This window comes from Bradyrhizobium vignae, assembly GCF_004114425.1.
GTDB lineage: Bacteria > Pseudomonadota > Alphaproteobacteria > Rhizobiales > Xanthobacteraceae > Bradyrhizobium > Bradyrhizobium vignae.
Genome location: NZ_RDQF01000002.1, coordinates 103,453 through 124,359, shown reverse-complemented (window position 1 = coordinate 124,359; position 20,907 = coordinate 103,453). Strand labels below are relative to the sequence as shown.

Annotated in this window: 22 protein-coding genes and 1 pseudogene; 12 read left to right on the top strand and 11 right to left on the bottom strand. The window is 59.2% G+C overall.

What is annotated here, in order from left to right; translation table 11 throughout:
• The first annotated feature begins 113 nt into the window (after nucleotides 1–113).
• Genes EAV90_RS41585 through EAV90_RS02105 form a run of 4 tightly spaced genes read left to right on the top strand, consistent with a single transcriptional unit; the run spans nucleotide 114 to nucleotide 1,339 of the window.
• Nucleotides 114–536: a hypothetical protein gene (locus EAV90_RS41585; protein WP_430644710.1), complete on the top strand. Its 423-nt coding sequence runs from the start codon at nucleotides 114–116 to the stop codon at nucleotides 534–536.
• A complete protein-coding gene (locus tag EAV90_RS41140) occupies nucleotides 421–687 on the top strand; it encodes a P-loop NTPase family protein (protein ID WP_430644709.1) in 267 nt (88 codons plus the stop codon). Before EAV90_RS41585 ends, EAV90_RS41140 begins: the two co-directional genes overlap by 116 nt.
• Nucleotides 684–1,133, top strand: coding sequence for a class I adenylate-forming enzyme family protein (locus EAV90_RS02110; protein WP_129142442.1), 450 nt, complete (start codon nucleotides 684–686; stop codon nucleotides 1,131–1,133). The genes EAV90_RS41140 and EAV90_RS02110 overlap by 4 nt, the downstream gene beginning before the upstream one ends.
• On the top strand, nucleotides 1,130–1,339 hold the full coding sequence (locus EAV90_RS02105) for a thiolase family protein (RefSeq protein WP_129142441.1): 210 nt from the start codon (nucleotides 1,130–1,132) through the stop codon (nucleotides 1,337–1,339). The genes EAV90_RS02110 and EAV90_RS02105 overlap by 4 nt, the downstream gene beginning before the upstream one ends.
• 844 nt (nucleotides 1,340–2,183) lie before the next feature.
• Here EAV90_RS02105 and EAV90_RS02100 read toward each other — a convergent pair.
• The gene (locus EAV90_RS02100) at nucleotides 2,184–2,471 is read right to left on the bottom strand and encodes a DUF1330 domain-containing protein (RefSeq protein WP_164936734.1); all 288 of its coding nucleotides are present in this window, start codon (nucleotides 2,469–2,471) and stop codon (nucleotides 2,184–2,186) included.
• 271 nt (nucleotides 2,472–2,742) lie between these two features.
• On the opposite strand from EAV90_RS02100, the gene EAV90_RS39220 reads away from it, so the two are divergent.
• From EAV90_RS39220 to EAV90_RS02085, 4 genes are all read left to right on the top strand, one after another.
• Nucleotides 2,743–2,946: a hypothetical protein gene (locus tag EAV90_RS39220; protein WP_164936725.1), complete on the top strand. Its 204-nt coding sequence runs from the start codon at nucleotides 2,743–2,745 to the stop codon at nucleotides 2,944–2,946.
• Nucleotides 2,947–3,024: 78 nt separating this feature from the next.
• Nucleotides 3,025–3,363, top strand: a complete 339-nt coding sequence (locus tag EAV90_RS02095; RefSeq protein WP_430644706.1) for a helix-turn-helix domain-containing protein — start codon at nucleotides 3,025–3,027, stop codon at nucleotides 3,361–3,363.
• Nucleotides 3,364–3,708: 345 nt separating this feature from the next.
• On the top strand, nucleotides 3,709–3,996 hold the full coding sequence (locus EAV90_RS02090; protein ID WP_129142439.1) for a DUF1330 domain-containing protein: 288 nt from the start codon (nucleotides 3,709–3,711) through the stop codon (nucleotides 3,994–3,996).
• A gap of 604 nt (nucleotides 3,997–4,600) precedes the next feature.
• The gene (locus EAV90_RS02085; RefSeq protein ID WP_129142438.1) at nucleotides 4,601–6,379 is read left to right on the top strand and encodes an acyl-CoA dehydrogenase family protein; all 1,779 of its coding nucleotides are present in this window, start codon (nucleotides 4,601–4,603) and stop codon (nucleotides 6,377–6,379) included.
• A gap of 529 nt (nucleotides 6,380–6,908) precedes the next feature.
• Here the strand turns inward: EAV90_RS02085 and EAV90_RS41135 are convergent.
• From EAV90_RS41135 to EAV90_RS02055, 7 genes and pseudogenes are all read right to left on the bottom strand, one after another.
• Nucleotides 6,909–7,037: a hypothetical protein gene (locus EAV90_RS41135; RefSeq protein WP_283810420.1), complete on the bottom strand. Its 129-nt coding sequence runs from the start codon at nucleotides 7,035–7,037 to the stop codon at nucleotides 6,909–6,911.
• 89 nt (nucleotides 7,038–7,126) lie between these two features.
• Nucleotides 7,127–8,110, bottom strand: coding sequence for a Bug family tripartite tricarboxylate transporter substrate binding protein (locus EAV90_RS02080; RefSeq protein ID WP_129142437.1), 984 nt, complete (start codon nucleotides 8,108–8,110; stop codon nucleotides 7,127–7,129).
• Nucleotides 8,111–8,372: 262 nt separating this feature from the next.
• Nucleotides 8,373–9,560 carry an iron-containing alcohol dehydrogenase gene (locus EAV90_RS02075; protein WP_164936733.1) on the bottom strand — a complete coding sequence of 396 codons (1,188 nt, stop codon included), beginning with the start codon at nucleotides 9,558–9,560 and terminating at the stop codon, nucleotides 8,373–8,375.
• Nucleotides 9,561–9,677: 117 nt separating this feature from the next.
• Complete coding sequence (locus EAV90_RS02070) at nucleotides 9,678–10,445, bottom strand: SDR family NAD(P)-dependent oxidoreductase (RefSeq protein WP_129142435.1); 768 nt, start codon at nucleotides 10,443–10,445, stop codon at nucleotides 9,678–9,680.
• A gap of 338 nt (nucleotides 10,446–10,783) precedes the next feature.
• Nucleotides 10,784–11,887: a CaiB/BaiF CoA transferase family protein gene (locus EAV90_RS02065; RefSeq protein ID WP_245509435.1), complete on the bottom strand. Its 1,104-nt coding sequence runs from the start codon at nucleotides 11,885–11,887 to the stop codon at nucleotides 10,784–10,786.
• Nucleotides 11,888–11,933: 46 nt separating this feature from the next.
• Nucleotides 11,934–12,105: pseudogene (locus EAV90_RS40325) on the bottom strand (biotin/lipoyl-containing protein); the annotation flags it as partial.
• Nucleotides 12,106–12,305: 200 nt separating this feature from the next.
• On the bottom strand, nucleotides 12,306–13,529 hold the full coding sequence (locus EAV90_RS02055) for an ABC transporter substrate-binding protein (RefSeq protein WP_129142433.1): 1,224 nt from the start codon (nucleotides 13,527–13,529) through the stop codon (nucleotides 12,306–12,308).
• A 497-nt stretch (nucleotides 13,530–14,026) separates the two neighbouring features.
• On the opposite strand from EAV90_RS02055, the gene EAV90_RS02050 reads away from it, so the two are divergent.
• On the top strand, nucleotides 14,027–14,263 hold the full coding sequence (locus EAV90_RS02050; protein ID WP_129142432.1) for a hypothetical protein: 237 nt from the start codon (nucleotides 14,027–14,029) through the stop codon (nucleotides 14,261–14,263).
• A 618-nt stretch (nucleotides 14,264–14,881) separates the two neighbouring features.
• Here EAV90_RS02050 and EAV90_RS02045 read toward each other — a convergent pair.
• Nucleotides 14,882–16,177, bottom strand: coding sequence for a tyrosine-type recombinase/integrase (locus tag EAV90_RS02045; protein WP_164936732.1), 1,296 nt, complete (start codon nucleotides 16,175–16,177; stop codon nucleotides 14,882–14,884).
• A 305-nt stretch (nucleotides 16,178–16,482) separates the two neighbouring features.
• Here EAV90_RS02045 and EAV90_RS02040 point away from each other — a divergent pair, with 305 nt between their 5' ends.
• From EAV90_RS02040 to EAV90_RS02030, 3 genes are all read left to right on the top strand, one after another.
• Nucleotides 16,483–18,300 (top strand): UvrD-helicase domain-containing protein, encoded by a 1,818-nt coding sequence (locus tag EAV90_RS02040; RefSeq protein ID WP_122401099.1) that lies wholly within the window; start codon nucleotides 16,483–16,485, stop codon nucleotides 18,298–18,300.
• A 205-nt stretch (nucleotides 18,301–18,505) separates the two neighbouring features.
• On the top strand, nucleotides 18,506–19,042 hold the full coding sequence (locus tag EAV90_RS02035) for a right-handed parallel beta-helix repeat-containing protein (RefSeq protein WP_122401100.1): 537 nt from the start codon (nucleotides 18,506–18,508) through the stop codon (nucleotides 19,040–19,042).
• Nucleotides 19,043–19,067: 25 nt separating this feature from the next.
• On the top strand, nucleotides 19,068–19,208 hold the full coding sequence (locus EAV90_RS02030; RefSeq protein ID WP_160118753.1) for a hypothetical protein: 141 nt from the start codon (nucleotides 19,068–19,070) through the stop codon (nucleotides 19,206–19,208).
• A gap of 218 nt (nucleotides 19,209–19,426) precedes the next feature.
• Here EAV90_RS02030 and EAV90_RS02025 read toward each other — a convergent pair whose 3' ends face one another.
• A complete protein-coding gene (locus tag EAV90_RS02025; protein WP_122401101.1) occupies nucleotides 19,427–20,449 on the bottom strand; it encodes an alpha/beta hydrolase in 1,023 nt (340 codons plus the stop codon).
• 184 nt (nucleotides 20,450–20,633) lie between these two features.
• Nucleotides 20,634–20,849, bottom strand: coding sequence for a hypothetical protein (locus EAV90_RS02020; RefSeq protein ID WP_181956129.1), 216 nt, complete (start codon nucleotides 20,847–20,849; stop codon nucleotides 20,634–20,636).
• Between the last annotated feature and the right edge of the window lie 58 nt (nucleotides 20,850–20,907).

Genomic DNA, 20,907 nt, shown 5'->3' with positions numbered 1-20,907 from the left:
GCGGCTGAAGGGTCATCTTCGAACAGTTTCGGGCTGCGGACCTCAGGTTCTTGCCATTCCCGAGCTGAGCGCCAGATCGGCCTGATTGGGACAATGGTTCAGGCAAGGGCACGATGTTGCGGTTCGTGAACGGGTTGCTCCTGCCAACACGCGGTCGCGTCGAGGTGGTGGGCCTCGATACGGTGCGGGATCGCAAGGACCTTCCAGCCAGGGTCGGCTTTCTGTTTCAGAATCCCGACCACCACCAGCTCATCTTCCCCACGGTTGTCGAGGAGGTCGCTTTTGGACCTGCGGAGCGGGGACTACGGCGCTGCAGGCACGCCAACGGGCGCGGCACTGCTGGAGCGGCACGGCTGCACTCAATGTGCGGAACGCAACGTCAACGAGCAGTCCGGCGGCCAGAAGCAGCTGGTCTGCGTTCTGGCACTGCTCGCAACGGAGCCGTCATTTCTGCTGATGGACGAGCCGTTCTCCTGTCTGGACTTGCCGACATACCGCAGGATCATGGCGCTTCCGGAGCGGGCGGTGATGGCTAGTCATGATTTCGAGCTGCTCGCGGAATTCGATCGCATCATCTGGCTGGATCAGGGCTACATCCGCCTCGATGGCCGGCCCGCCGAAGTGCTGCCTGCCTACCGGGCCCATGCAACGATCGTTGGGGCAGGGGACTCCCTGACGTCAGGATGACCGCGCCACCGACCTGGTTGCACCGTGTGCCGGTCGGCGACTGGCGACTTCTGGCGGGCGTGTTGGCGGTGATTGCCATGCTCGACGAGCGTGGCTTCCTGCAGGCCGCCGGCCGCGCCAGCCGCATGATCATCACGGCCGGCAAGAACGCCCATCGCGAGGAGATCGAGCGTGTACTCGAGGGAGTATCGCCTAGCCGAGGCGGGGTTCTTGGCGCCGTCGACGAACGTTGGGGCGAGCGGCTGGTGGCTTTGCTGAGGCCGGGTCCGGGTGGGTGCATAGCGTCTTCCGATCTGATTAGGCATGCCCGCCTGAGCCCGCCGCTCTACAAGATCCCGCGCCGGTTTGCCGTGCCACCGCACTGGCCGATGACCTCCTCCGGCAAGACCGATTTCCATGCACTGCGCCGGCTCTGGGAATCCGACGCCTGCGAAGTGCTGCGATGAGCGCCGCCTATCTCGTCGCCGCACGCCGGACGGCGGTCGCGCCTCGGGGCGGCGCGTTCAAGACGGTAGAGGTCGACGAACTTGGCGCGGCGCCAATTCGGGCCGTGCTGGCCGACACCGGCATCGCGCCGGAGGGGATCGACGCCGTCATCTTCGGCAACGCATTGTACGGGGGCGGAATCCCGCCGCGGTTCAACGAACGTTAGGGCATGTATTCATAGTCGGGACGCTGCGGATAAGCGCGCGCTTGATGTCCGCTTTGTGGAGGGTCGCTCAGGCCACGTCGGAGATATCAGCTCCAGGATCAACGGCGTTATCCGCTCTGGGGAACCGTTTCATGGACGCTCGAAGTCGAACGACGATTTCGCCCACTCGCATACCGTCGTCGGCAATGCCATTGAGAACTCGCCGGACTTGTTCCAGATCTGGCGGTTGAACTCTTAGCCAGTTTATCCCGGCCTCTGCATTAAGGATTGTCGCTGTGAGCGCGTCCACGATGGCACCATAGGAGCGTACAAATTCCGCCGGGGTCTCCATAGACCCTTCACCCTCCACGGGGTAACAACTCGCCTTCGATTTCCAGGACATAGCGCGCTCCTCTACTGGGCGGTGAGTACGATTGGCGCTGTCGGCCGGAGGCGCCACTCCAAGATGATGCAGCGAGCCACTTTTTCCGGCCGGCTGAGTTTATGAGCGTTTGCCCAAAAAAGCGGGATACGCTCTGGCATCTCGGTCTTTAAGAGTACACGCCCTAGTCGGAGACCGAGCGCAAGGCCGTGCACTCAATAATTCCCGGGCGCGGTTCAGCCACAAGATCAGCGCCCGGAAAAGTGCTAGATAGGCGGCCCTTACCCTCCGATCAGTAGTCATTAACACTGTGACCCTGATGGCAGGGACAAGGATCCAGATGGTCTCATTCCGATGGCGCTTCCTCGAGCCGATCTCGCACCGCCCTGATCAAACTCTGACGGGCCCATTGAGCGGCAGCTGCGAGGAACTTTAAGGACGGACCACACGAGTGGTAGACCCTCATATGCATCGCTCAGCCGTCTAGACGCCCGGAAACGCCCAGATGTTCATGGTGGCTATGCCTTGGCGCAGCTTCTTAATAGGAACATAGTCCGGCGAATTCCAGAACCCTTCGATGGCCTTTATGTCTGGAAACTCAAACATGACGACCTGGCGCTGGTCATGTTGGCCTTCCAACACTTCCACCTTCGCCCCTCTAGCTCCAAGTTTTCCGCCAAATTTGGTTATAAGCGGCACAACGGACTGCACATATTTCTGGTACTGCGCTTCGTCCGTGATTGTGCTTTGAACGATGAAGTAGGCCGGCATTGCAAACCTCTTTACGCTGACGAGCCGGGCACGAACGAACTGCACCCGAGCAAGAGTACGTGCAGGGTATCACTTGCTAGTCAATAAGCAAGCGCTAAATGATGGTACATCGCGGCATCGTGAAGAAGGTCCACGCCAGTGCCGGCGCCACGCTGGCGGTGGACGCGCTGATTGTGGAGTTTAACTAGAGAGAAGCCGTCGGGTCGATCTGGCAAGCTCGCCGAGGGGACGAAGTTCGCAGCTTTCGACGAAGAGTTTATAAGAGGCTGAGATGAACCCATCCGACGGGCCGCTGTTCGCCACCGCGGAGGAGGTGGCGCGCCGGGCGGTCAAGAACGACGTCCACATCCTCGGCGTCGCCTGCCGCCGCGCACCTCACCGCGGTGTCAGAATTGAAGGTTGCGCAAGAAGCGGGGCGCGAGCACATCATGAGCTCCTCGGAGGCGTCGTGCGCAGCCGGCTGACGACAAGCTGAATCGCTTCCTCGCAGGTCGGCAGCGAGGCATTTGTTCACCGTTCTGCAACCAGGACTTGGTTTTGTGGGATGCAAGCGATGGGACGCCGATCTGAGAAGCTGATGACGCAAGAGGGGACTGCGGCCGCTATTGAAAGCGCGCAGGTGATCCAAGTCATATCGCGCGCTTTCGACATCCTGCGCTGCTTTGAGCGTCCAAGCATGCGCCTGGGCAATCGGGAATTCGCCGACCGCTGTGGCCTTCCTCGATCGACGGTCTCTCGCCTCACGTTCACCTTCACCGCGGATCGGTCAATTGATCTACCTGCCGCAAGAGCAGAAATATGCATTGGCTTCGTATCCGATCGTGACAAGCTGCGGCGCTTCCTGACCCAAGGGCGAGGTTATCAACCGACAACCGTGCGGATGTTCCACTGATGATGAACAAGTCTGAACGGCCCCCGACGCCAGTTGTCGCCTTGATTGCTGTCCTGGCCGTCGCAGCGGGGTCGGAGCGCAGCGGGCGCTGCACGTCGCCCGCGACGCACAGGCCAAATATTCCGACGGACACGTCAGTCGTGCAATCTTGAGGTCCGGTTAAAATAGGACTTGCTTTTCACATAACAAGTGTTGTTAAAGGTACCTGCGGCATGTCAGCAAGCGCCTCACTTTAGCTGGAGGCGGGGGACTGCCGGATGTTGATCGCATCGGACGTCGGCGATAGCATCGCTTGCTGACCGAACTCACTCTTTATTCGCGTACAAGTTTGAGAGGCATCATCGCATGGCTACCTATATCCTTGGCGAAGTCAGATTCTCAGACCCTGAGCTCTATGAGAAGTACACGTCGGGCTTTCCCGCCGTGTTCGCCAAGTTTGGCGGCCGGGTTCTTGCAGTCGACGATGCCCCAGTAACTCTCGAAGGCAAAGCGAATGGCGAGCGTCTAGTCCTCCTCGAGTTTTCTGACCGGGAGGCCGCAGAGCGTTTCTGGAATAGCCCAGAGTATCGAGAGCTCGTCAAGTACCGCCACGCCGCGGCCGACTCACGAATATTGCGCTTCGAAGGTCTTTGACAGGACCCGGTGAGGAAACACATGGTTGCAGGCTGACAATGCAGATAGACCACTTAAAACTCCGAGCTTGAACATGGCAGCTTGTAATTGATGGAGTGGCCTTCGACGACGTAACGCAGGATCCTTGACGCCGTCCGAACCCAATGGGCAGGGGAAGGGAGGACGGATTTCTTTCGAACATTCACCCAGTTGATCTGTTCGCGACTGTTTCCAAAGGCGCTGATCAGTCGAAATGAGCTAGACCCCGTCACGGTCGGCGGCGTGGTCGTAGGCTGCGTCACCCAATCCGGCGAGCAGGCGAATGTCAGACGGTGGCAGTTTTCTCAGCCGGATCGCCACTGCACGTCGATGCCGCGGATCGTTGGTTGCGACGAAGGTGGAACGTGGCGTGGTTTTTCGAGATCGCGAGAATCGACGAGCAAGCCGGGTCCCCATTCTGGGCGTTTTGCAGGAATCACCCGGGATTCCGCAGCGGCCCCCCAATTGTCTGAAAAACTCGAAAGCGAGCTAATTTGTTGATCATATAACAAATAAATCTTGAAGACATACGATTTCCATGTGAATAAGGCCACTTCCCCTGGCACCCCCTTAGACGAGGTTTCGCATGACTTACCGCGCGCCGATTAGCGACATCCTGCTTGCGCTCAACCATGGTGCCGGGCTCCTGGCGGCGATAAAGGCCGGCAATTACGGCGATTTCGACGGCGCCGCCGTTGCAGACGTGCTGGAAGAAGCCGGAAAGTTCGCGGCGGGCGTGCTGGCGCCGCTGAACCGCGTCGGCGACAAGCACGGAATTAGGCTGGAGAACGGCAAGATCACGACCGCACCAGGTTGGCGGGATGCCTATAAGCGATGGAGTGAAGCGGGCTGGAGCGCAGTGTCCGGACCGGAAGCGTTCGGTGGCCAAGGCTTGCCGCTGGCGATCAACGCTGTTTGCACGGAGATCTGGAGCGCAGCCAACGTCTCCTTCGGCCTTTGCCCGCTGTTGACGCTCTCCGCGATCGACGCGCTCCATGCCCATGGCAGCGAGCAATTGAAGCGGATCTATCTCGGAAAACTGGTGTCGGGCGAATGGACTGGCGCCATGCAACTCACTGAATCGCAGGCTGGCTCGGACGTGGGCGCTTTGCGCACCCGCGCCGAACGCGCTGCCGATGGAAGCTATCGCATTACGGGCACTAAAATCTTCATCACCTACGGCGATCACGATATGACCGACAATATCGTGCACTTCGTGCTCGGCCGGCTGCCGGACGCCCCAGCCGGTAGCAAAGGCATTTCACTGTTTCTGGTTCCGAAATACCTGGTCAACCCGGATGGCACACTTGGCGCGCGCAATGACATCTATCCAACTGGCGTCGAGCACAAGCTCGGCCTCCACGCTTCTCCCACCTGCACCATGACCATGGGCGACCATGGTGGTGCCATCGGCTATCTCATCGGCGAAGAAAATCGCGGCATGTTCAGCATGTTTACGATGATGAATCAGGCCCGGCTCGGGGTTGGCCTCCAGGGCGTCGGCATTGCAGAACGCGCCTATCAACTCGCTCTGGCGTTCGCGCAAGAGCGCCGTCAGGGCCGTGCCGTCGGGAACAATGGCAATTGTTCCAATCCGATCATCGTGCATCCCGACGTGAAGCGAATGCTGATGCAGATGCGAGCGCTGACGGCAGCCGCTCGAACCGTCTGCTACTCAACGGCAGTTGCACTTGATATCGCCACTCGTGCAAGAGAGCCAAAAGTACGGGCCGAGGCGGCTGCGCGCGGTGCACTATTGACGCCAATCGCAAAGGCCTTCTCCACCGATATCGCCAATGAAGTAGCTTATCTCGGCGTGCAGATCCATGGCGGTATGGGTTTCATCGAGGAAACCGGCGCCGCGCAGCATTATCGCGATGCTCGCATCACCTCGATCTATGAAGGCACCAACGGCATTCAGTCGATCGATCTTGTTATGCGCAAGCTCGGTGCAAACGGCGGCGCGTCGGTTTGGGAAGTGATCAACGATCTCTCCGAGATCGTTGATCAGGTGGAGGCTTCCAACCACCCCGCCTTTGGCACCGCTGGCCGAAAACTGCGCGAGGCAATCGGCTCGCTCGACCGCTCAAGCAGGTGGCTGTTGGCGCGGATTTCGACTGCATCGGACGACGCACTGGCGGGGGCAACACCTTATCTGCGCTTGTTCGGTGTGACACTCGGCGGCTGCTTGCTGGCCGGCGAAGCGCTTGCCGTGAAAGGGCAGGGTGACGGTGAGTCTCGGCGTTACGTAGCCCTTGCGCGGTTCTTCGCGGAGAACATCGCGGTGCAGGCCGGCTCGCTGGAACTGACAGTGATGGAAGGTGCCGACGCGATAACCTGCGCGGATACGGTGCTGCTAGCTTAGGGCCGGTCACCGACCGTCACCCTGTCGTCCCAAACCACAGTGCGTCCCTTCCAGTTTGATGCAGCGTAATGCCGATGTGGTCGGAGGTAACGTCGGCTCGGGCGCAGAATGGAGCTTTCTAAGCGAGTGGCAGCAAGCCAATCGGGTTCTCCCTAGACTTGGCCGGGATCCTCAGAAGGATTCCGGCCTTTTTTTGCTTCCTATCCTCTTCAACCGCATATTCGCACACACGCATCGGTCGCCCTACATTTCACATTTGTCATGGTGTTGGATATCCTCGAGCGTGGGCATGGCCCAACTCAATTCGATGCCCCGACGCATTGGCTTGCCGTGATTGCCGACTGACACACAAGCATTCCGTCGGACTACTTGGCCAGGTGCGTTTGCCGGGGTTACGAGGAAAGACCGCTGCTCCTACCGCTTGTTCGGCCAAGTCGCGGCGTTCGATGATCCTTTTGCGTGTTTGGTCCAGGTCGATCCCATCCGCGCTCTTCGTCCCACCATGTAGCGGGCGTAGACGCATGCAAGATCACCGCGCTCTTCCAAGGTTGAAGCCAATCGAATAAGCGATATGCGACAGGTCTCGGCCGGTTCGCACCGCATAGCTGTTGGCCAGCGTGGTGCGATCATAGCCCACAATCTGTTCGGGGTTCGTCATCCAGCCTTACCCGGTTAGGCCAATAAATGCGACGGTTTGACCGCCGATAGAACCAAATAGGCGAATGATCCGGAAAGTGTCTTCTTCACTCACTCGACGCTTATGCCCGAGTCTTGAACCAAGCGACGCACCTTTTCACTTTCGCTACGATGAAAGGCTTCAACTCCTTCTTTCGCCTTTGGCGGTAACACTCGTGTACCCGTCGCCTCTAGGTGCGAGATCACTTCCGGAGCAGCCAATGCTTCAGCAAACGCCGTTGCCAGAAAATCCACAATCTGAGGCGGTGTGCCGGCCGGCGCGACGACCGTAGACCAGCCTGTCCATTCCACCGGATAGCCAAGTTCAGAGAGGGTGGGGACATCGTTCAACACCGGAAGGCGCCACGAAGCTGTCACTGATAGCGCCCGTAGCTTGCCGGACTCAAGCTGCGACTTTGCAGGGCTGTAGTAGTCAAACGTAGCGTCGATGACACCAGCGAGCAGATCGGTCATCGCCTGCGTAGAGGCACGATACGGGACATGGGTCGCCTCGAAGCCGGCAGCAAGCTTGAACAGCTCCAATGCAATGTGTTGGCCGGTGCCGTTCCCCGCTGATCCGAAATTGAGCTTACCTGGATTCTCCTTTGCATACTTCACAAGATCCGCTGTACTCTTGAAGGGGCTCGATGCCGAAACCAGAAGAATTGGAGAAGCCTCCTGTAGCGTATGGATTGGGGTAAACGACTTGAAGGGATCGTAGGCGAGTTTTTTCTTGTAGATCCACGGACTGGTGGCAATCGCTCCTGACGATGCCCACAATAATGTGTATCCATCGGGTTTCGCGTTCGCGACGAATTCCGTCGCAATCATGCCTCCCGCCCCAGGCCGGGGTTCAACAATGACCGGGCGCCCTATTTTAACGGATAGCACTTTCGCAATTATGCGCGCGTCAATATCCGTGACGCCACCCGGCGGGGATGGGACGACGAAAGTGACAAAATGGGCTGGATACGATTGGGCTCGTGCGGGCTCGGAAATGAGAAGCCCCACCAACGCAGTGACCAGAGCTGCGTATTCTGAGATCCTTTGGTTCATACATCCTCGATCATTGCTGTCAGGCAGTCCAGTACCCGGGAAAGCCGAACCCAACCGATAGTAGTGTTTGCCTTGGATTGCCTGCGTCCGACCCAGCTCCGACAACTCGTCAGATCAACAGAGCATTGCAGCCCTAGGCTCGGATTTCGTCAAACTGGCCACGGTCGCGGCCGACTATCATGCTCTCTCCAATGACGTCGCTCACAGCTCCCTCATGACGGCCGGTGACGCGCGCGGCGATGCGTCACGACGGAGGTGAGGGTCACCATGCCATTTCCAATATCTCCATGACCTGCGCCGTGCACGTAACCGGTTTCGGGTTGGTTTTCATGGGCCCATCATGCAGAGACTTAAGCGCGATATCATCGAGCTGGTCGCGCTTGATACCGGCATCGCGCAGCCGCGTAGGCACACCGAGCTTCGTCGCGAACGCGCGCACCGCGTCCGCGAGCTTGTCACCGGTCACACCGATGACCCGGCCCGTATGTGCCTGCCGGGCGGCATTTGCATCATAGTTCCATCGCAGTACGGAGGGCAGGCAGATTCCTGTCGTATGTCCGTGTGGCACGCCATAGCCACCGATCACGTGTCCGATGGCATGGCTCGCTCCCGCTGGAGAGCCACTGCCAGCGCCAAAAATCGATAGCCACATGCCGAACTGGCAATCCATCCGCATCTTCAGATTGTCATTTGGACCACCGAGCTGCGGCAACGACGTGTACAGGAGTTTCAGAGCGGATGATGCAGCGGCGTCCGCGAGCGGCGGCGGATCAAGCCCGCAAAGCCGCTCGACGGCGTGGTCGACGGCCTTCATGCCGGTCGCAAGCAGGAGCGGTATTGGCGTCGCCAGGGTGGCAACTGGGTCGAGCACCACCACTTGCGGCACCAGCAGCGGATGGGCGAAGGGTTCCTTCACATGATGCGCCGGCTCGCTAACCCCGGCAAACCAGGTGAACTCGGCAGCCGAAAACATCGTCGGCACTGCAAGCATGCGGATGCGGCTCGCCGCGTTTGCGGGCCAAACGCTGGGATCCTGGCTCATTTCGCCGCGATGGGCGTCCATCTCCTTCGGATCTTTCAGATCGTGCCACAGGCATAGCAGCATCGCCTTGGTCCCGTCGATAACCGAGCCGCCGCCGACTGCAACCAGAAGATCAGCCTGCGCAGCACGTGCAGCGGCAGCGCCTTCGATCACACATTGGCGTGGCGTATGGGCCGTGATGCCGGAATACAGGCCAACGAATTTTTCGCCCAAAGCGCGGCCGATCTCTCGCGGCAACGCATCGTCAGCGCTAAGCGAGCCGCTGGTGGTAATAAAAATGCGGGATTTGCCGAGCTTCTCGGCCTCCTGGACGATGACCTCTGCCGCCGGCCGTCCATGCACGACCCGCTCCAGCAAGAAATTGCGGTGGGTACCGGTCTGCAATGTATCAGAGGGTTTCTCGAGCATGGAAGACTCCATTTTTGCCGCACGCCTCACTTGCTGTCTTAGATTGCCTTGTGTGAACTGGAGGACTCGCGTCGCACGGGCGCCAGGATCACCTCCGTTTTCGTGCTTGAGCAAGCGTCAACTGATCGTGGCGCCACCGTCGATCACCACGGTCTGGCCGGTCACGAAATTGCCCGCCGGCGATCCTAAAAACACCGCCGCTCCAGCGATTTCGTCCGGAGTTCCAATGCGTAACAGGGGTGAACGCGACGTTGACGCCTTCAGATTGTCCGCATCGCTCCATAGCGCCTTAGCAAAATCCGTCTTGATCAGGCCCGGTGCGATGCAGTTCACCCGAACATTGTGCTCGCCATATTCGCAGGCGAGATTACGCGCGAGCTGCATGTCGGCCGCCTTCGAAATTGAATAGGCGCCAAGGATCGTGGAGCCCTTCAGGCCGCCAATCGACGACACGATAACGATCGAACCATCCTTCCGCTCGATCATCCCCGGCACGACCATACTTATCAACCAGTTGTTGGCGACGATGTTGTTGTCGAGGATCTTGCGAAACTGTTCGTCCGAAATGCCGGCGAGGGGACCGTAATAGGGATTAGAGGCCGCGTTGCAGACCAGCACGTCGATCTTGCCGAAGGCACGGATGGATTCGCTGACCAGGTTTTGCAGGTTTTCCTTGCGAGAGATGTTTGCCGCAATCGCGGCCGCCACCCCGTTCCCGAACTTGTGGTTGATCTCCTTGGTCACTTGATCGCAGACGTCTTGCTTGCGGGAGGAGATCACGACCTTAGCACCGTGCTCGGCCATCCGTTCGGCAATAGCCCGGCCGATGCCGCGCGTGGAGCCGGTGATGACGGCAACTTTTCCCGACATATCAAACAGGGTCACGTTTCGCTCCCAGATACGCTCTTATTTCGATCGTGCGCCAAGCAGCGCTATCGCGATGCTCAGAATGAAGCTGGCGGCGCCCCGGACGGTCGAGATGTGACCGAACGCATTCGCGCCGCAGCATGGATTACGAACATCCATGGCTCCGCCGGCTTAACATACTTGTTATCTGAAAAGCAAATGCCATACATTGATTGCATGATATCGTTTCGAACCTCTTGGCTTGACAAATAAGGAGGGGTCTTTGAAGCGAAGCGCCTTACCGGGCGGCTTGGGAAATCAATCCGGACGAAATGAGGACTTGCAGGCAACCATGGATGCCGCTGGCGAAATAGAACTCACCGTCGGTCCCTCCAAGAGCCCACGACCGCAGCGAGTGGCATTTCTTCGGGCTCCCTAACCCTTGAGGGTGTCCTCGAGAACCGCGGCGCCGGAGCAGGCTGTAAGACTCCGTGGCGCGCAAAGAACACCTCACGAGAAACCATGTGCTCGTGTCGTGAGGCCTCTGTCATCGTTAAGACTGGGGCGAAGCAAACGTCGGTGCCTTCCATGATCTCGCACCACTCTTGGCGAGTCTTGGTTTTCAAGACTGCCGCAAGCTTTTGCTTCAACGTGGGCCAAGCTGCGCGATTCATTTGATCATCGAAATCAGGATCAAGCAGGCCTGCATGTTGCCGCAAGAGCGCGTAGAATTGCGGCTCTATGGACCCGATCGAGACAAAGTTGCCGCATGCGCATTCGAAGACGCCGTAGAAGTGCGCGCCTCCATCCAGCATGTTTTGCTCGCGGCCTTCCACCCAATCGCCAGCAGCGCTCATATCGAAGAACATGGTCATCAACGAGGCTGCCCCGTCGCACATTGCCGCGTCTACGACTTGCCCCTTGCCCGACTTCCTTGCTTCTATCAGTGCTGCAAGGACTCCTACGAGGAGATAGAGCGCGCCTCCACCGAAATCACCGACCAGATTGAGCGGCGGGATCGGGCTTTTTCGTGTACCGATCGCGGCGAGCGCACCTGTGATCGAGATGTAGTTGATATCGTGACCAGCGGCGTCGGCAAGGGGACCATGTTGGCCCCAACCGGTCATCCGACCGTATACAAGTCGAGGATTGCGAGTGAGAACTACATCGGGACCGAGGCCGAGGCGCTCCATCACGCCCGGACGAAAACCCTCGATGAGAGCATCGGCACCGGAGAGAAGCTCGATCAACTCGCCTTTACTTTGGTCATTCTTCAAATCGACATGGACCCATTTGCGACCGCGTGCCGCAATTGCCTTCAAGTTCCTCTTTGCGCCGATCCGGTCAAGAGTCACCACTTCAGCGCCCATGTCCGCTAGCATCATGCACGCGAAGGGACCGGGGCCGATGCCGGCAAATTCTACAACACGAACTCCGGCAAGGGGGCCAGTACTCGTCTGCGAGGCTCGATCTGCTACCACTTGGCATCCCCCATTAGCTTGGCCGTCGCTATTTGCGCACGGCGGTTCATCCCGCGAACTCCAGAACCAACGCATCTACTGCCAACGTCGTCCGCGCTGGCGTGGATCTTCTTCACCGTGCGGTCCCGCTCGACGCGCAGCACCTTGTGCATCTTCATGGCCTCGACCACCACAAGCGTCTCGCCGGCCTCGATCTCTTGGCCATCGGTGACGGCAACGAAGGGTTTGCCGCCATGAACGCCGGCAAGACGCTCCGCAGCGTGATCATGTTTGATAATTGAAGGATGTCGTCCAAGTCGGAGCGAGCGACAGAGCCAATGCATCAGCGGATGGTCGACCGGAACAACAGTGTGTATCCCGTGGCCCAGAACCACGGGATGCGGTTGGTCCAGCCTCGCGGCCCATTTAGTTTTCGCCCTCAATGTCTTGGGGAAGACGCGTCGATGATGTCGCCAAATAGAACCCAGCTCTTTCCGTCGAACTTCATCATTTGCAATTGCTCAAGCGGATAGAAATCCGACTCAGAGGTGTTGGCGACGATGCCAGGCAGCATCATCTCAGATCTGAAGTCTTTCAGACGTGCCGCCTGTCGCATGACGTTTGCTCGGGTTAGATCGTCACCACATTGTTTGAGCACGTGGACCAGGGTTTGCGCGGATGCGTAGGCTAAAACGTTGACTGAGTTGGTCTTGTCGCCATCCGGGAAGTACTTGTCCATGAAGGCGAACCAGTCCTTCGTCGCAGGATCCTCCTTCCAGGTCGGATCACTGGGGTCCTTCAGAAAGGCAGTCGAAATAATGTCCTTTGAGTTATCCAGCCCTCCCGGCTGCAGCACAGACGACACCGAGGTAGACACGTTCGATTGAAGATAAACTGGCTTCCAGCCAATTTCGGCTGATTTTCTGATCGCCTGAGCGGCAGCCTTTGGCGCCGTGAGAGACACGAAGATGTTCGCCCCGGAATCCCTCAGGCCCGCGACTTGCGAATCAACCGTAGGGTCGGTCGCCTCGTAAGAACGCTCAGCGATGATCTGGTTCGCTTTGCTTCCAAGTCCTTCCCTTAGGCCAGTTAGGATGTCCCTGCCGGAGTCGTCATTCTGCCATAGCACCGCGATCTTGCCGCCTGGATGATTGGCAACGATATATTTTCCGAGGATGCGCCCTTCGCTCTTATATGTAGGCTGCCATCCCATCGTCCAGGGGAAGTTGGCTGGGTCTCCCCATCGCGATGCCCCCGTAGCGACGAATAGCTGCGGCACCTTTTTCGAGTTCAGGTATTTTTGCGTCGCCAGATTCGTCGGGGTTCCAACTGAACTAAATACGGCCAGCACTTCATCGCTCTCAACCAATTTTCGCGTCTGCTCCATCGCCTTCGATGGACTATACGCGTCATCGTAGGTCACCAAGACAAGCTTGCGTCCGTTGATTCCTCCCTCGTCGTTGATTTTCTTGAAGTAGGCAGCGTGACTCCTTCCGATCGTCGCGTACGCCGATAGAGGGCCACTATACGGCACGATATTCCCGATCTTTATCTCGGTGTCCGATGCCCCCGGGTCGTATATTTTCTGCGCTGATGCGCCGGTAACAAAGATAAGGCTAAGACCGGCAATTGCCGCCGGCAGCAACAACTTGAGATGCCTCATGTTTCACGCCTCCTCCGAAGTCGAACAGGCTTCTCGCGAGCCCTGCCATCAATTTAGACACTTGCTTGCCATTTAGCAAGTAAGCTCTCTACGCGGTTGCGGGATAGATCGCCTTCAGGCATGAGACCTCGATTTCCGTAACGCCTGAACGCCACTCAGTTAAAGGTCGCCACAAGCGACTTTTTCGCCGCGGAATGTTCGACAATTATCGAGACGCAACCACTTCTTCCAAGCCTGCGCGGCCGGAATTCAGCAACGGCAGCGTGTAGATCTCGCGGAAATGCGGATGAGAGAATCCCTTTTCAGACGTTCGTCCAGACTATCGGCCGGCCAGCGTCGGGAGCTGGAGGGGTTTGCGTCGGCGGCGCCTCGTCTGCAATGGGAGCCGCGGCTCTGGTGCGGCCAGAGCCGTTGACGCGGGCGTGGCTCTTTCGGTCGCAGGCTCCGCACCTCGGGGAAAGGCTTCCATTAACTTCAACTCCGCGCGTCCTTTCTCGGTGCCCGTGGTCGTCTATGCCAAGGGCGCGCCGGACAAGGCCGGCTATGTCGCCCATCGGATGGAGACCTATCAGAGCCAGCTGGAGCAGCCATGGCTTAAGGAGGTGCGCATCTCTGGCAACGGCTCCGTCGATTCGATCGCAAGCGCGATCGAGATGATCCGCAAGCGCGGTGTTCCCGCCAAGCGCATCGGCGTCGAAATGGCTTTACTGGCGATGGATGCCGGCAACGCGTAAGGGGTCGCGGAGGTCACCGGGGGTTGACGTTCGAATATTGCCGGCTGGCGGCAGGCACGAGCCACAACGGGGCGCGTCCCTTGCTGATCTGAGCAAGATATTCCTTGACAATCGGGCGGGCTGCCGTGGTCGTCAACTCGCTGGCGTCACCCATTGATACTCTGATGGAGGAGGCCGCTTTGCGGATCGAACCCAGCTTGAGAAGGTGCTCATCAAAATATTACAATAGCCTGCAGCTTGAGACTTGCTAAGCAGTCTCGGGCGCATGCCGCTTGCAGTTTCATCTGGTGGTGCCGTCATACGATTCCCGTGGTAGCGATGAATTCACGAACCGCGGGCTGTAAGACGAAGGCTTGGCTCGCGAGCCAAGCTGAACTTTCCCAGAAAACAGAGCGTGCGAGATAAGATCCGATTCTATCGCCACCCTTCACTTCGTAAGACGGACACAGTGGATTCCCGCTTCGCCGAGGGGCTTGCGGATCCTGGTCGAACTGACCACCGATTGACCACCGAAACCCCGTGAACAAACGGCGATAAAGGTGGTCAATCGCAAGCAAACTTCATTGTTTTATTGATCTTTTCGTGTGCTATTTACGTTCGGGACGCAGGGGTCGCAGGTTACGAGGCGGCTCGATTTCGAAATTGCGCAACCTGTCCGAACGCACCCAAGCCCAGCACGGGAAAGTTTTCGCGGATCGTCTGCGCTATATAACTCGGCGCCAGGTGAGCATAGTGCTTTTCCGTCATTCGCGTATCGGCATGACCCAGTTGCTTGGCGATCACACCCATCGGAACTCCCGCCATGGCAAGATAGGACGCGTGCGTGTGCCGTAAGATGTGAAAGTTCACCGCGGGGGTTATGCCAGCTCGGTCGCTGGCCTCATCGAGTGGCCGCTGCTGATGAGACGTTCCCCACGGTTTTCCGTCGCACCTCAAGAAAATTCGAGCGCCCGCGTCGAGGTCAGTCGTCCAGTGCCGAAACGCCTGCTTTCCCTCCTCCGTCAGGAAGACGTGACGGTTTTTTCCTTTACTTAGCCTCACCGATAATGTGCCGCTGTCATTGTTGTAATCTTCGCGCTTGAGGCGACCGAGCTCCGCGTAGCGGCAGCCCGTATAGAGCGCCGCTTCGACCAGCTTCCGGAAATCTTGCGGGCAGCCGTCGACCAAACGACGTGCCTCACCCAAAGAAAGATACCGAACGACCGGCCCATCAACATTCTTGAACGGCTTGACTTTGCGCCAGGCGGCGTCCGACGCCACGCGATCGGCGTAAAATGCGCGATTGAGCGCGGCCTTGAGCACGGTGAGAATTCGATTGGCGGTCGCCTTGCGGCCGCGGCGCGCGTCGTCATCGTCTGCGGTTTCCTGCGTGGCCTGGTCCACTGCGCCGCGCTTGGTTCGCACCCGTTTTGGCGCCGTCGCGATCTTGTTGCGCCACCGAGCCAGCTTCTCAGTCGTCACCTCGTCGATCTTGAGCGCCCCCAGATCGGGCAGAATCCAGGCGTCGAACACGTATTTCGCGCCTTTGACGGCAGTAGGCTTCTTTTCAGCGGCGATTTCCGACAAGTAGTCCTTGACGGCATCTTCGATCGTGTATGGTCCGCTGCGAACAATGCCTGCAACGACCAGGCGCTGCTGCTCAGCCCAGGTTCGGGACTGGTCTTGCGCCTGCCAGAAGTCGAAGACAGTCACGCCATCAGCGTCGATGGTGTCGTCAGCCGCACCGATTGCCTTGGTCACATAGCCTTTGGTGCCACAATAGAAGCTCGCAACCCACGATCCTGCAGTTGCACCGCGGTAATAGCCGAGACGCAGTCCCTTCGCGATCTTGGCGAAGTAAGGCGTTCGTCGGGTCTTCAATCTCGCGCGGGCAGTCCGCGTTTCAAGCGACGAGTGCCGCGCCGAGCGTGCCACCGACGTTCTCCATTTCTTCAAGTTTTCTTCAAAAGGCGGTCGTAGATGCTCGCGAATAGTACTAAACGTGTACGGACTAAGCAATTGATATTGTTTGTGTTATCGACGTTCGCCGATGTTCGCTGACGTGCGAGATGCAATTCTCTCAAGGCTGAAACAGGGATTCGATTCCCCCCAGGGAGCGCCAGATAATCCTAAGCCATTGAAAACCTGCACACTCTAGGCGACCATGTGAACCTGGAGAGACTGCCCTGCCACATGCGTAGTCTCACAAGGTGGTCCGCAATGGCCCTCGCAGTCGCAACATGGCAATCCTGATCCCGAGTCTCGGCTTCGCGCGCTTCGACAGCCGTGGCGAGCTTCGATTGGCCGAGCGGCTCAAGGACTTCCTCGAAGACAACACCGTCGTCTGGCACAACCTCCCGGTTGGCCCTCTCAACCGGCATCCGGATTTCATTATCGTTCATCCCGCGAACGGTTTGCTCGTGCTCGAGGTGAAAGACTGGCGGCTGGAGACGATCGTTTCGGCGGACAAGACGAAGGTCGAGTTGCTGACAAGTCGTGGTGTCGTGCGGGAGAGTAATCCGCTCGAGCGGGCTCGCAAGTACACGTTCGAGGTCGTGCGCACACTGGAGCGCGACGGGCAATTGTTGTTTCCGCCCGGTCATCGCTTCGCGGGCCGGGCCATTGTTCCGTTCGGCTTCGGGACCGTGTTCACCAACATCACGCGCAGGCAGTTCGACCAGACCGATCTCAAGGAGGTGTTCGCCGAGCACCTCTGTCTGTTCAAGGACGAAATGACGGAGGGCGCCGATCCCGAGGAATTCCGGGCCAGATTGTGGCGCATGGTTCATCCGCGTCTCGGAGACCCCCTATCCATGCCGCAGTTCGACCGCCTGCGGGCGCTGCTCTTTCCGGAAATCCGCATACGGCAGATCGCCCTGCCTCTGGACGACGCGCCTCGGGCCGATCCTTCGGACCGGACGCTTGCGGTCATGGACCTGCATCAGGAGCAGTTCGCGCGCAGTCTGGGAGAAGGGCATCGAATCATTCGCGGCGTCGCCGGATCGGGCAAGACGCTGATCCTGGCATTTCGGGCCGAGTATCTGGCACGTGCGGCGGCAAAGCCGGTGCTGATCCTGTGTTACGCCAACGGCATCGCCGGGCGGCTCGAGGACGCCATGCAGAGCAGGGGCGTGGAGCACCGCGTTCAGGTTCTCACCTTTCATTCCTGGTGTTACCGGATGCTGCGGACTTATGGGATTCCGGCCCCCTCCGAGCGAGACTATCCTGACTACGCAGAACGCCTGGCTGCGAGCGTGTCGGAGGTCGTGAAGGCCGTCGATCAAGGCCACATCCCAATGGAGCAGTACGACGCTGTCCTGATCGACGAGGCGCACGACTTCGAGCCGCAATGGCTCGCGCTGGCGGCCAAGATGGTGAACCCGCGCACGAAGGCGCTGATGGTCGTCTACGACGATATTCAGGCCATCTATAAAGGACGTGAGCGCCCGGTGTGGAGTCAGCTCGGGATCGAGGCGAAGGGCAGAACGACCGTGTTGAAAGTCAACTATCGCAACACGGCGCAAATCGTTGCCTTCGCACGACGCTTCGCTGCAGACGTCATTGGCGCTCCCGGCGTCACGGCCGACGATGAGCACGCCATCCTGTTGCCCGAGGATGCGGGTCGGCAGGGACTGGAGCCCGCGGTGCGGCGTTGCGTGAGCATCGACGCAGAAGCTCACTGCGTCGCCGAGTGGTTTCTCGACCGGAAGAAAGCCGGGTACGAGTGGTCGCAGATGGCGTGTCTCTACCCGGAGCACTGGATCGGCGGGCGGGTCGCGCAGATCCTCGCCAGGCATGACGTGCCGATCGATATGGCCAAGGACAATCGCAACAGGGTTTCGGTCAAGCGCGTCGCCGTGCGGTTCCTGAGCATGCACACCGCGAAAGGACTGGAGTTTCCGTGCGTCGCCATTGCCGGCTTGGGCTTGCTCGGCCGCCACGGCGAGACCGTGGAGGAATGTGTCCGGCTGACCTATGTCGGGGTGACCCGGGCGACTCACGAAGCGCTGCTGACGTATTCGAGCGAGTCGGCATTGGTGCAGCGTTTGATAGCGTAGAGCATGTTGGTATCGACGCGAACCACATCGGTCGTTCGTCGCCTGCTTTTAAACAACGCGCTCCGTCGAAATTAAATCCTGATCATTAGTTTTCAGTTCTCCTGATGGGGCGGCAAAGAACCAGATCAAGTCGGACTGAGCCGCGACGTATCGAACCGCATGAAACTTAGTCTGCGCGTGCATTGCTCAAGGGGATGAACACAACATGGCAATTGCTGGATTTCCAGACGCGAATAGCACCGGTCTTCCTAGTGGCGTTATTCCGACTCCATCGGGCGACGTGACTGTCACTCAGCCAGGTACCGTAATCGACGCTCTCGATGTCAAAGGCACGATTTCGGTCCAGGCCGATAACGTCACGATTGAGAATAGCCGCATCACGTCCAGCGATTGGACCGGCATCTGGATCAAGGATGGCGTTGCAGGAACTGTCGTCAAGGATAGCGAGATTATAAACGTTGGAAGCAGCCCAAATGGCGCGAACGGCATTGTCGGGTCCGGCACATTCCTGCGCAACGATATCCATGACGTGGAGAACGGTATTATTGTTACAGGCTCGAGCCTCGTCCAAGACAATTATATCCACCACATGAATGCGCCGAATGTGCGTCTCGGCACGTCATTGGGTGGCCCGCACTACGATGGTATCGAGATCGACGGCGGCGTTTCAGACGTCGTCATTCGGCACAACACGGTCATCAACGAGAACAGCTACGTGTCGGCCGTGATGATCATTCAATAATGACTTCGGTGAGTTCAGCAAGAGCGTGTTCGACAGTTTTGCGAGCGTTCTCTCCCACGCGGCCCAGTCAGGCCACGACGTCGTTATCGCGGCGGGGAGCGACACCCTCACGCTGAAGAACACCCAGCTCGACAAGCTGAACAGCCACGACTTCCACTTCGCGTAAGCAGATGGGACGAACTGCTTAGCGAGCGCCAAGAGCCAGCTAGCCGGCGGCGGTGTTGCCGCCGGCTAGCGGCGCCGTAGCGACACCGCCACCCGGAGGGCCGCGTTTGCTCAAAGCGCGACGCGGTGGTCTGAAAAGATCCTGCTCAAGCAATGACCTGAAGCGCGGCAACGATTCATCCCAATCTGATCGCGCCCTAGCTGCGCAAGTGCGCGCCCTTACGCCGTGGTGCCGTCGATCGAGCGGCGGATCACGCGCTGCACTTCCGCATTCGACAAGAACAGGTCGTGGTTGATGATGCCCCAGCCTTCCTGGGAGGCATCGACCACGCGCACGCCGAGCCGCGCGATGGTGGCCTTCTCGGCGGCGCCGACCCGGGTCATTCCCCCGGCGATCTGCCCCGACAGCGCCAGTGCACGATCGTTCGTCGAGGCAATCACGGTGATTTTTCCGGTTAGCGGACCGATGCGCTGGATTGACGACGAGAACACGTCCATATCGATGTCGGGCGAGGCAAACACCACAGCGCCGATCTTGCTCGTGACTGTATCGCCGTATCGGGCATAAAGCTGACGCAGGCTTTCGAGCGTCAGCATCGTTCCCATGCTGTGCGCAACGATGTGCACGCGGCCGCCGCCTGGCGCCGAGACGAGCGCGGAGAGCACGCGTTCGAAAGCGTCGCGAGACCACATCGCGCTGTCGCGGTCATAGGCGTAGTCGAACAGTCCGGCCTTGGACGGCCAGGAGAACACCATGGTCCGGCCGCGGAACTTGATTCCGTCGGAGAGATGGACGCCATCCAGCACCGCCGTCTCGAATGTCTGCTTGAAGCCGTGCACATAGATCAGCACGTCCCCTGCGCCGGCCTGCGCAGCGAGATCGCCGGCGTCGGTCGACACCGGTTCGATCCGGTCGAGACGCCAATCGTCGAGTCCAACCGAGGCGAGAGAAAGACGGCTCTCGTCCGGGGCCACCAGCTTCGCCCGCGCGACCGTCATGCTCGTCGCGCGCTCCGGCCCGAACCAGGGTTTGGTGCGGCCGTTCACGGGCTTACGCGTGGTGACGACGAGCAATGTGGGGTCAACGGACAGCGACGAGGCGTCGAAGCGTGCGCCGGTCGCACCCAAGCCGGCGCATCCGCCCAGCGCGAGTGCGCTTCCTGCCGACACGAGTCCGCCAAGAAGCGCGCGGCGCGAAACAGAATGACGGGAGTCGCGTTGCAGAAGACGTCGGACGATCACACGGAACCTCGGGAACTTTGCCCACCGTAACGCCGCCCCGCCCAGCTCCCTGAATGACAATGGGGGCGAGAAGACGGCAGAGCCAGTTTCGCACTCGGCAGCGTGGACATGGCGTCCACGTTCCCGCCGCAGGACTTGCGAGCGTCCGGCGAAGTTCCAACCGTGTCCGAGCGGGGACGTCAGATCAGCCCACGATTTCGATCTCATGCAGCGCGCACCGCTCGCGCAAGGCCTGCTCTATCGCCTTATTCTCGTATGCATGCCATCGATCGATCGCACCTCGTCTGGCGAGCAGGGCCTTGAATTTCGGGTAAGCGCCTCGCTTGCTGAAGAAATAACGGACGTCGTCGAAATCATCAGGCAGACACTCGCGGGCAAAATCGAGCGTGAAGCGGAGCATAGCTCGGGCAAATCCTGCCGCGAGGATGCGGGCGCGTGTCTGCGATCCCCTAAATGGC

Excerpts from the sequence above, each read along its gene's own strand:
- EAV90_RS41585 (WP_430644710.1), top strand. The coding sequence starts at position 114 with ATGTTGCGGTTCGTGAACGGGTTGCTCCTGCCAACACGCGGTCGCGTC.
- EAV90_RS02110 (WP_129142442.1), top strand. The coding sequence starts at position 684 with ATGACCGCGCCACCGACCTGGTTGCACCGTGTGCCGGTCGGCGACTGG.
- EAV90_RS02105 (WP_129142441.1), top strand. The coding sequence starts at position 1,130 with ATGAGCGCCGCCTATCTCGTCGCCGCACGCCGGACGGCGGTCGCGCCT.
- EAV90_RS02100 (WP_164936734.1), bottom strand. The coding sequence starts at position 2,471 with ATGCCGGCCTACTTCATCGTTCAAAGCACAATCACGGACGAAGCGCAG.
- EAV90_RS39220 (WP_164936725.1), top strand. The coding sequence starts at position 2,743 with ATGAACCCATCCGACGGGCCGCTGTTCGCCACCGCGGAGGAGGTGGCG.
- EAV90_RS02095 (WP_430644706.1), top strand. The coding sequence starts at position 3,025 with ATGGGACGCCGATCTGAGAAGCTGATGACGCAAGAGGGGACTGCGGCC.
- EAV90_RS02090 (WP_129142439.1), top strand. The coding sequence starts at position 3,709 with ATGGCTACCTATATCCTTGGCGAAGTCAGATTCTCAGACCCTGAGCTC.
- EAV90_RS02085 (WP_129142438.1), top strand. The coding sequence starts at position 4,601 with ATGACTTACCGCGCGCCGATTAGCGACATCCTGCTTGCGCTCAACCAT.
- EAV90_RS41135 (WP_283810420.1), bottom strand. The coding sequence starts at position 7,037 with ATGACGAACCCCGAACAGATTGTGGGCTATGATCGCACCACGCTGGCC.
- EAV90_RS02080 (WP_129142437.1), bottom strand. The coding sequence starts at position 8,110 with ATGAACCAAAGGATCTCAGAATACGCAGCTCTGGTCACTGCGTTGGTG.
- EAV90_RS02075 (WP_164936733.1), bottom strand. The coding sequence starts at position 9,560 with ATGCTCGAGAAACCCTCTGATACATTGCAGACCGGTACCCACCGCAAT.
- EAV90_RS02055 (WP_129142433.1), bottom strand. The coding sequence starts at position 13,529 with ATGAGGCATCTCAAGTTGTTGCTGCCGGCGGCAATTGCCGGTCTTAGC.
- EAV90_RS02040 (WP_122401099.1), top strand. The coding sequence starts at position 16,483 with ATGGCAATCCTGATCCCGAGTCTCGGCTTCGCGCGCTTCGACAGCCGT.
- EAV90_RS02035 (WP_122401100.1), top strand. The coding sequence starts at position 18,506 with ATGGCAATTGCTGGATTTCCAGACGCGAATAGCACCGGTCTTCCTAGT.
- EAV90_RS02020 (WP_181956129.1), bottom strand. The coding sequence starts at position 20,849 with ATGCTCCGCTTCACGCTCGATTTTGCCCGCGAGTGTCTGCCTGATGAT.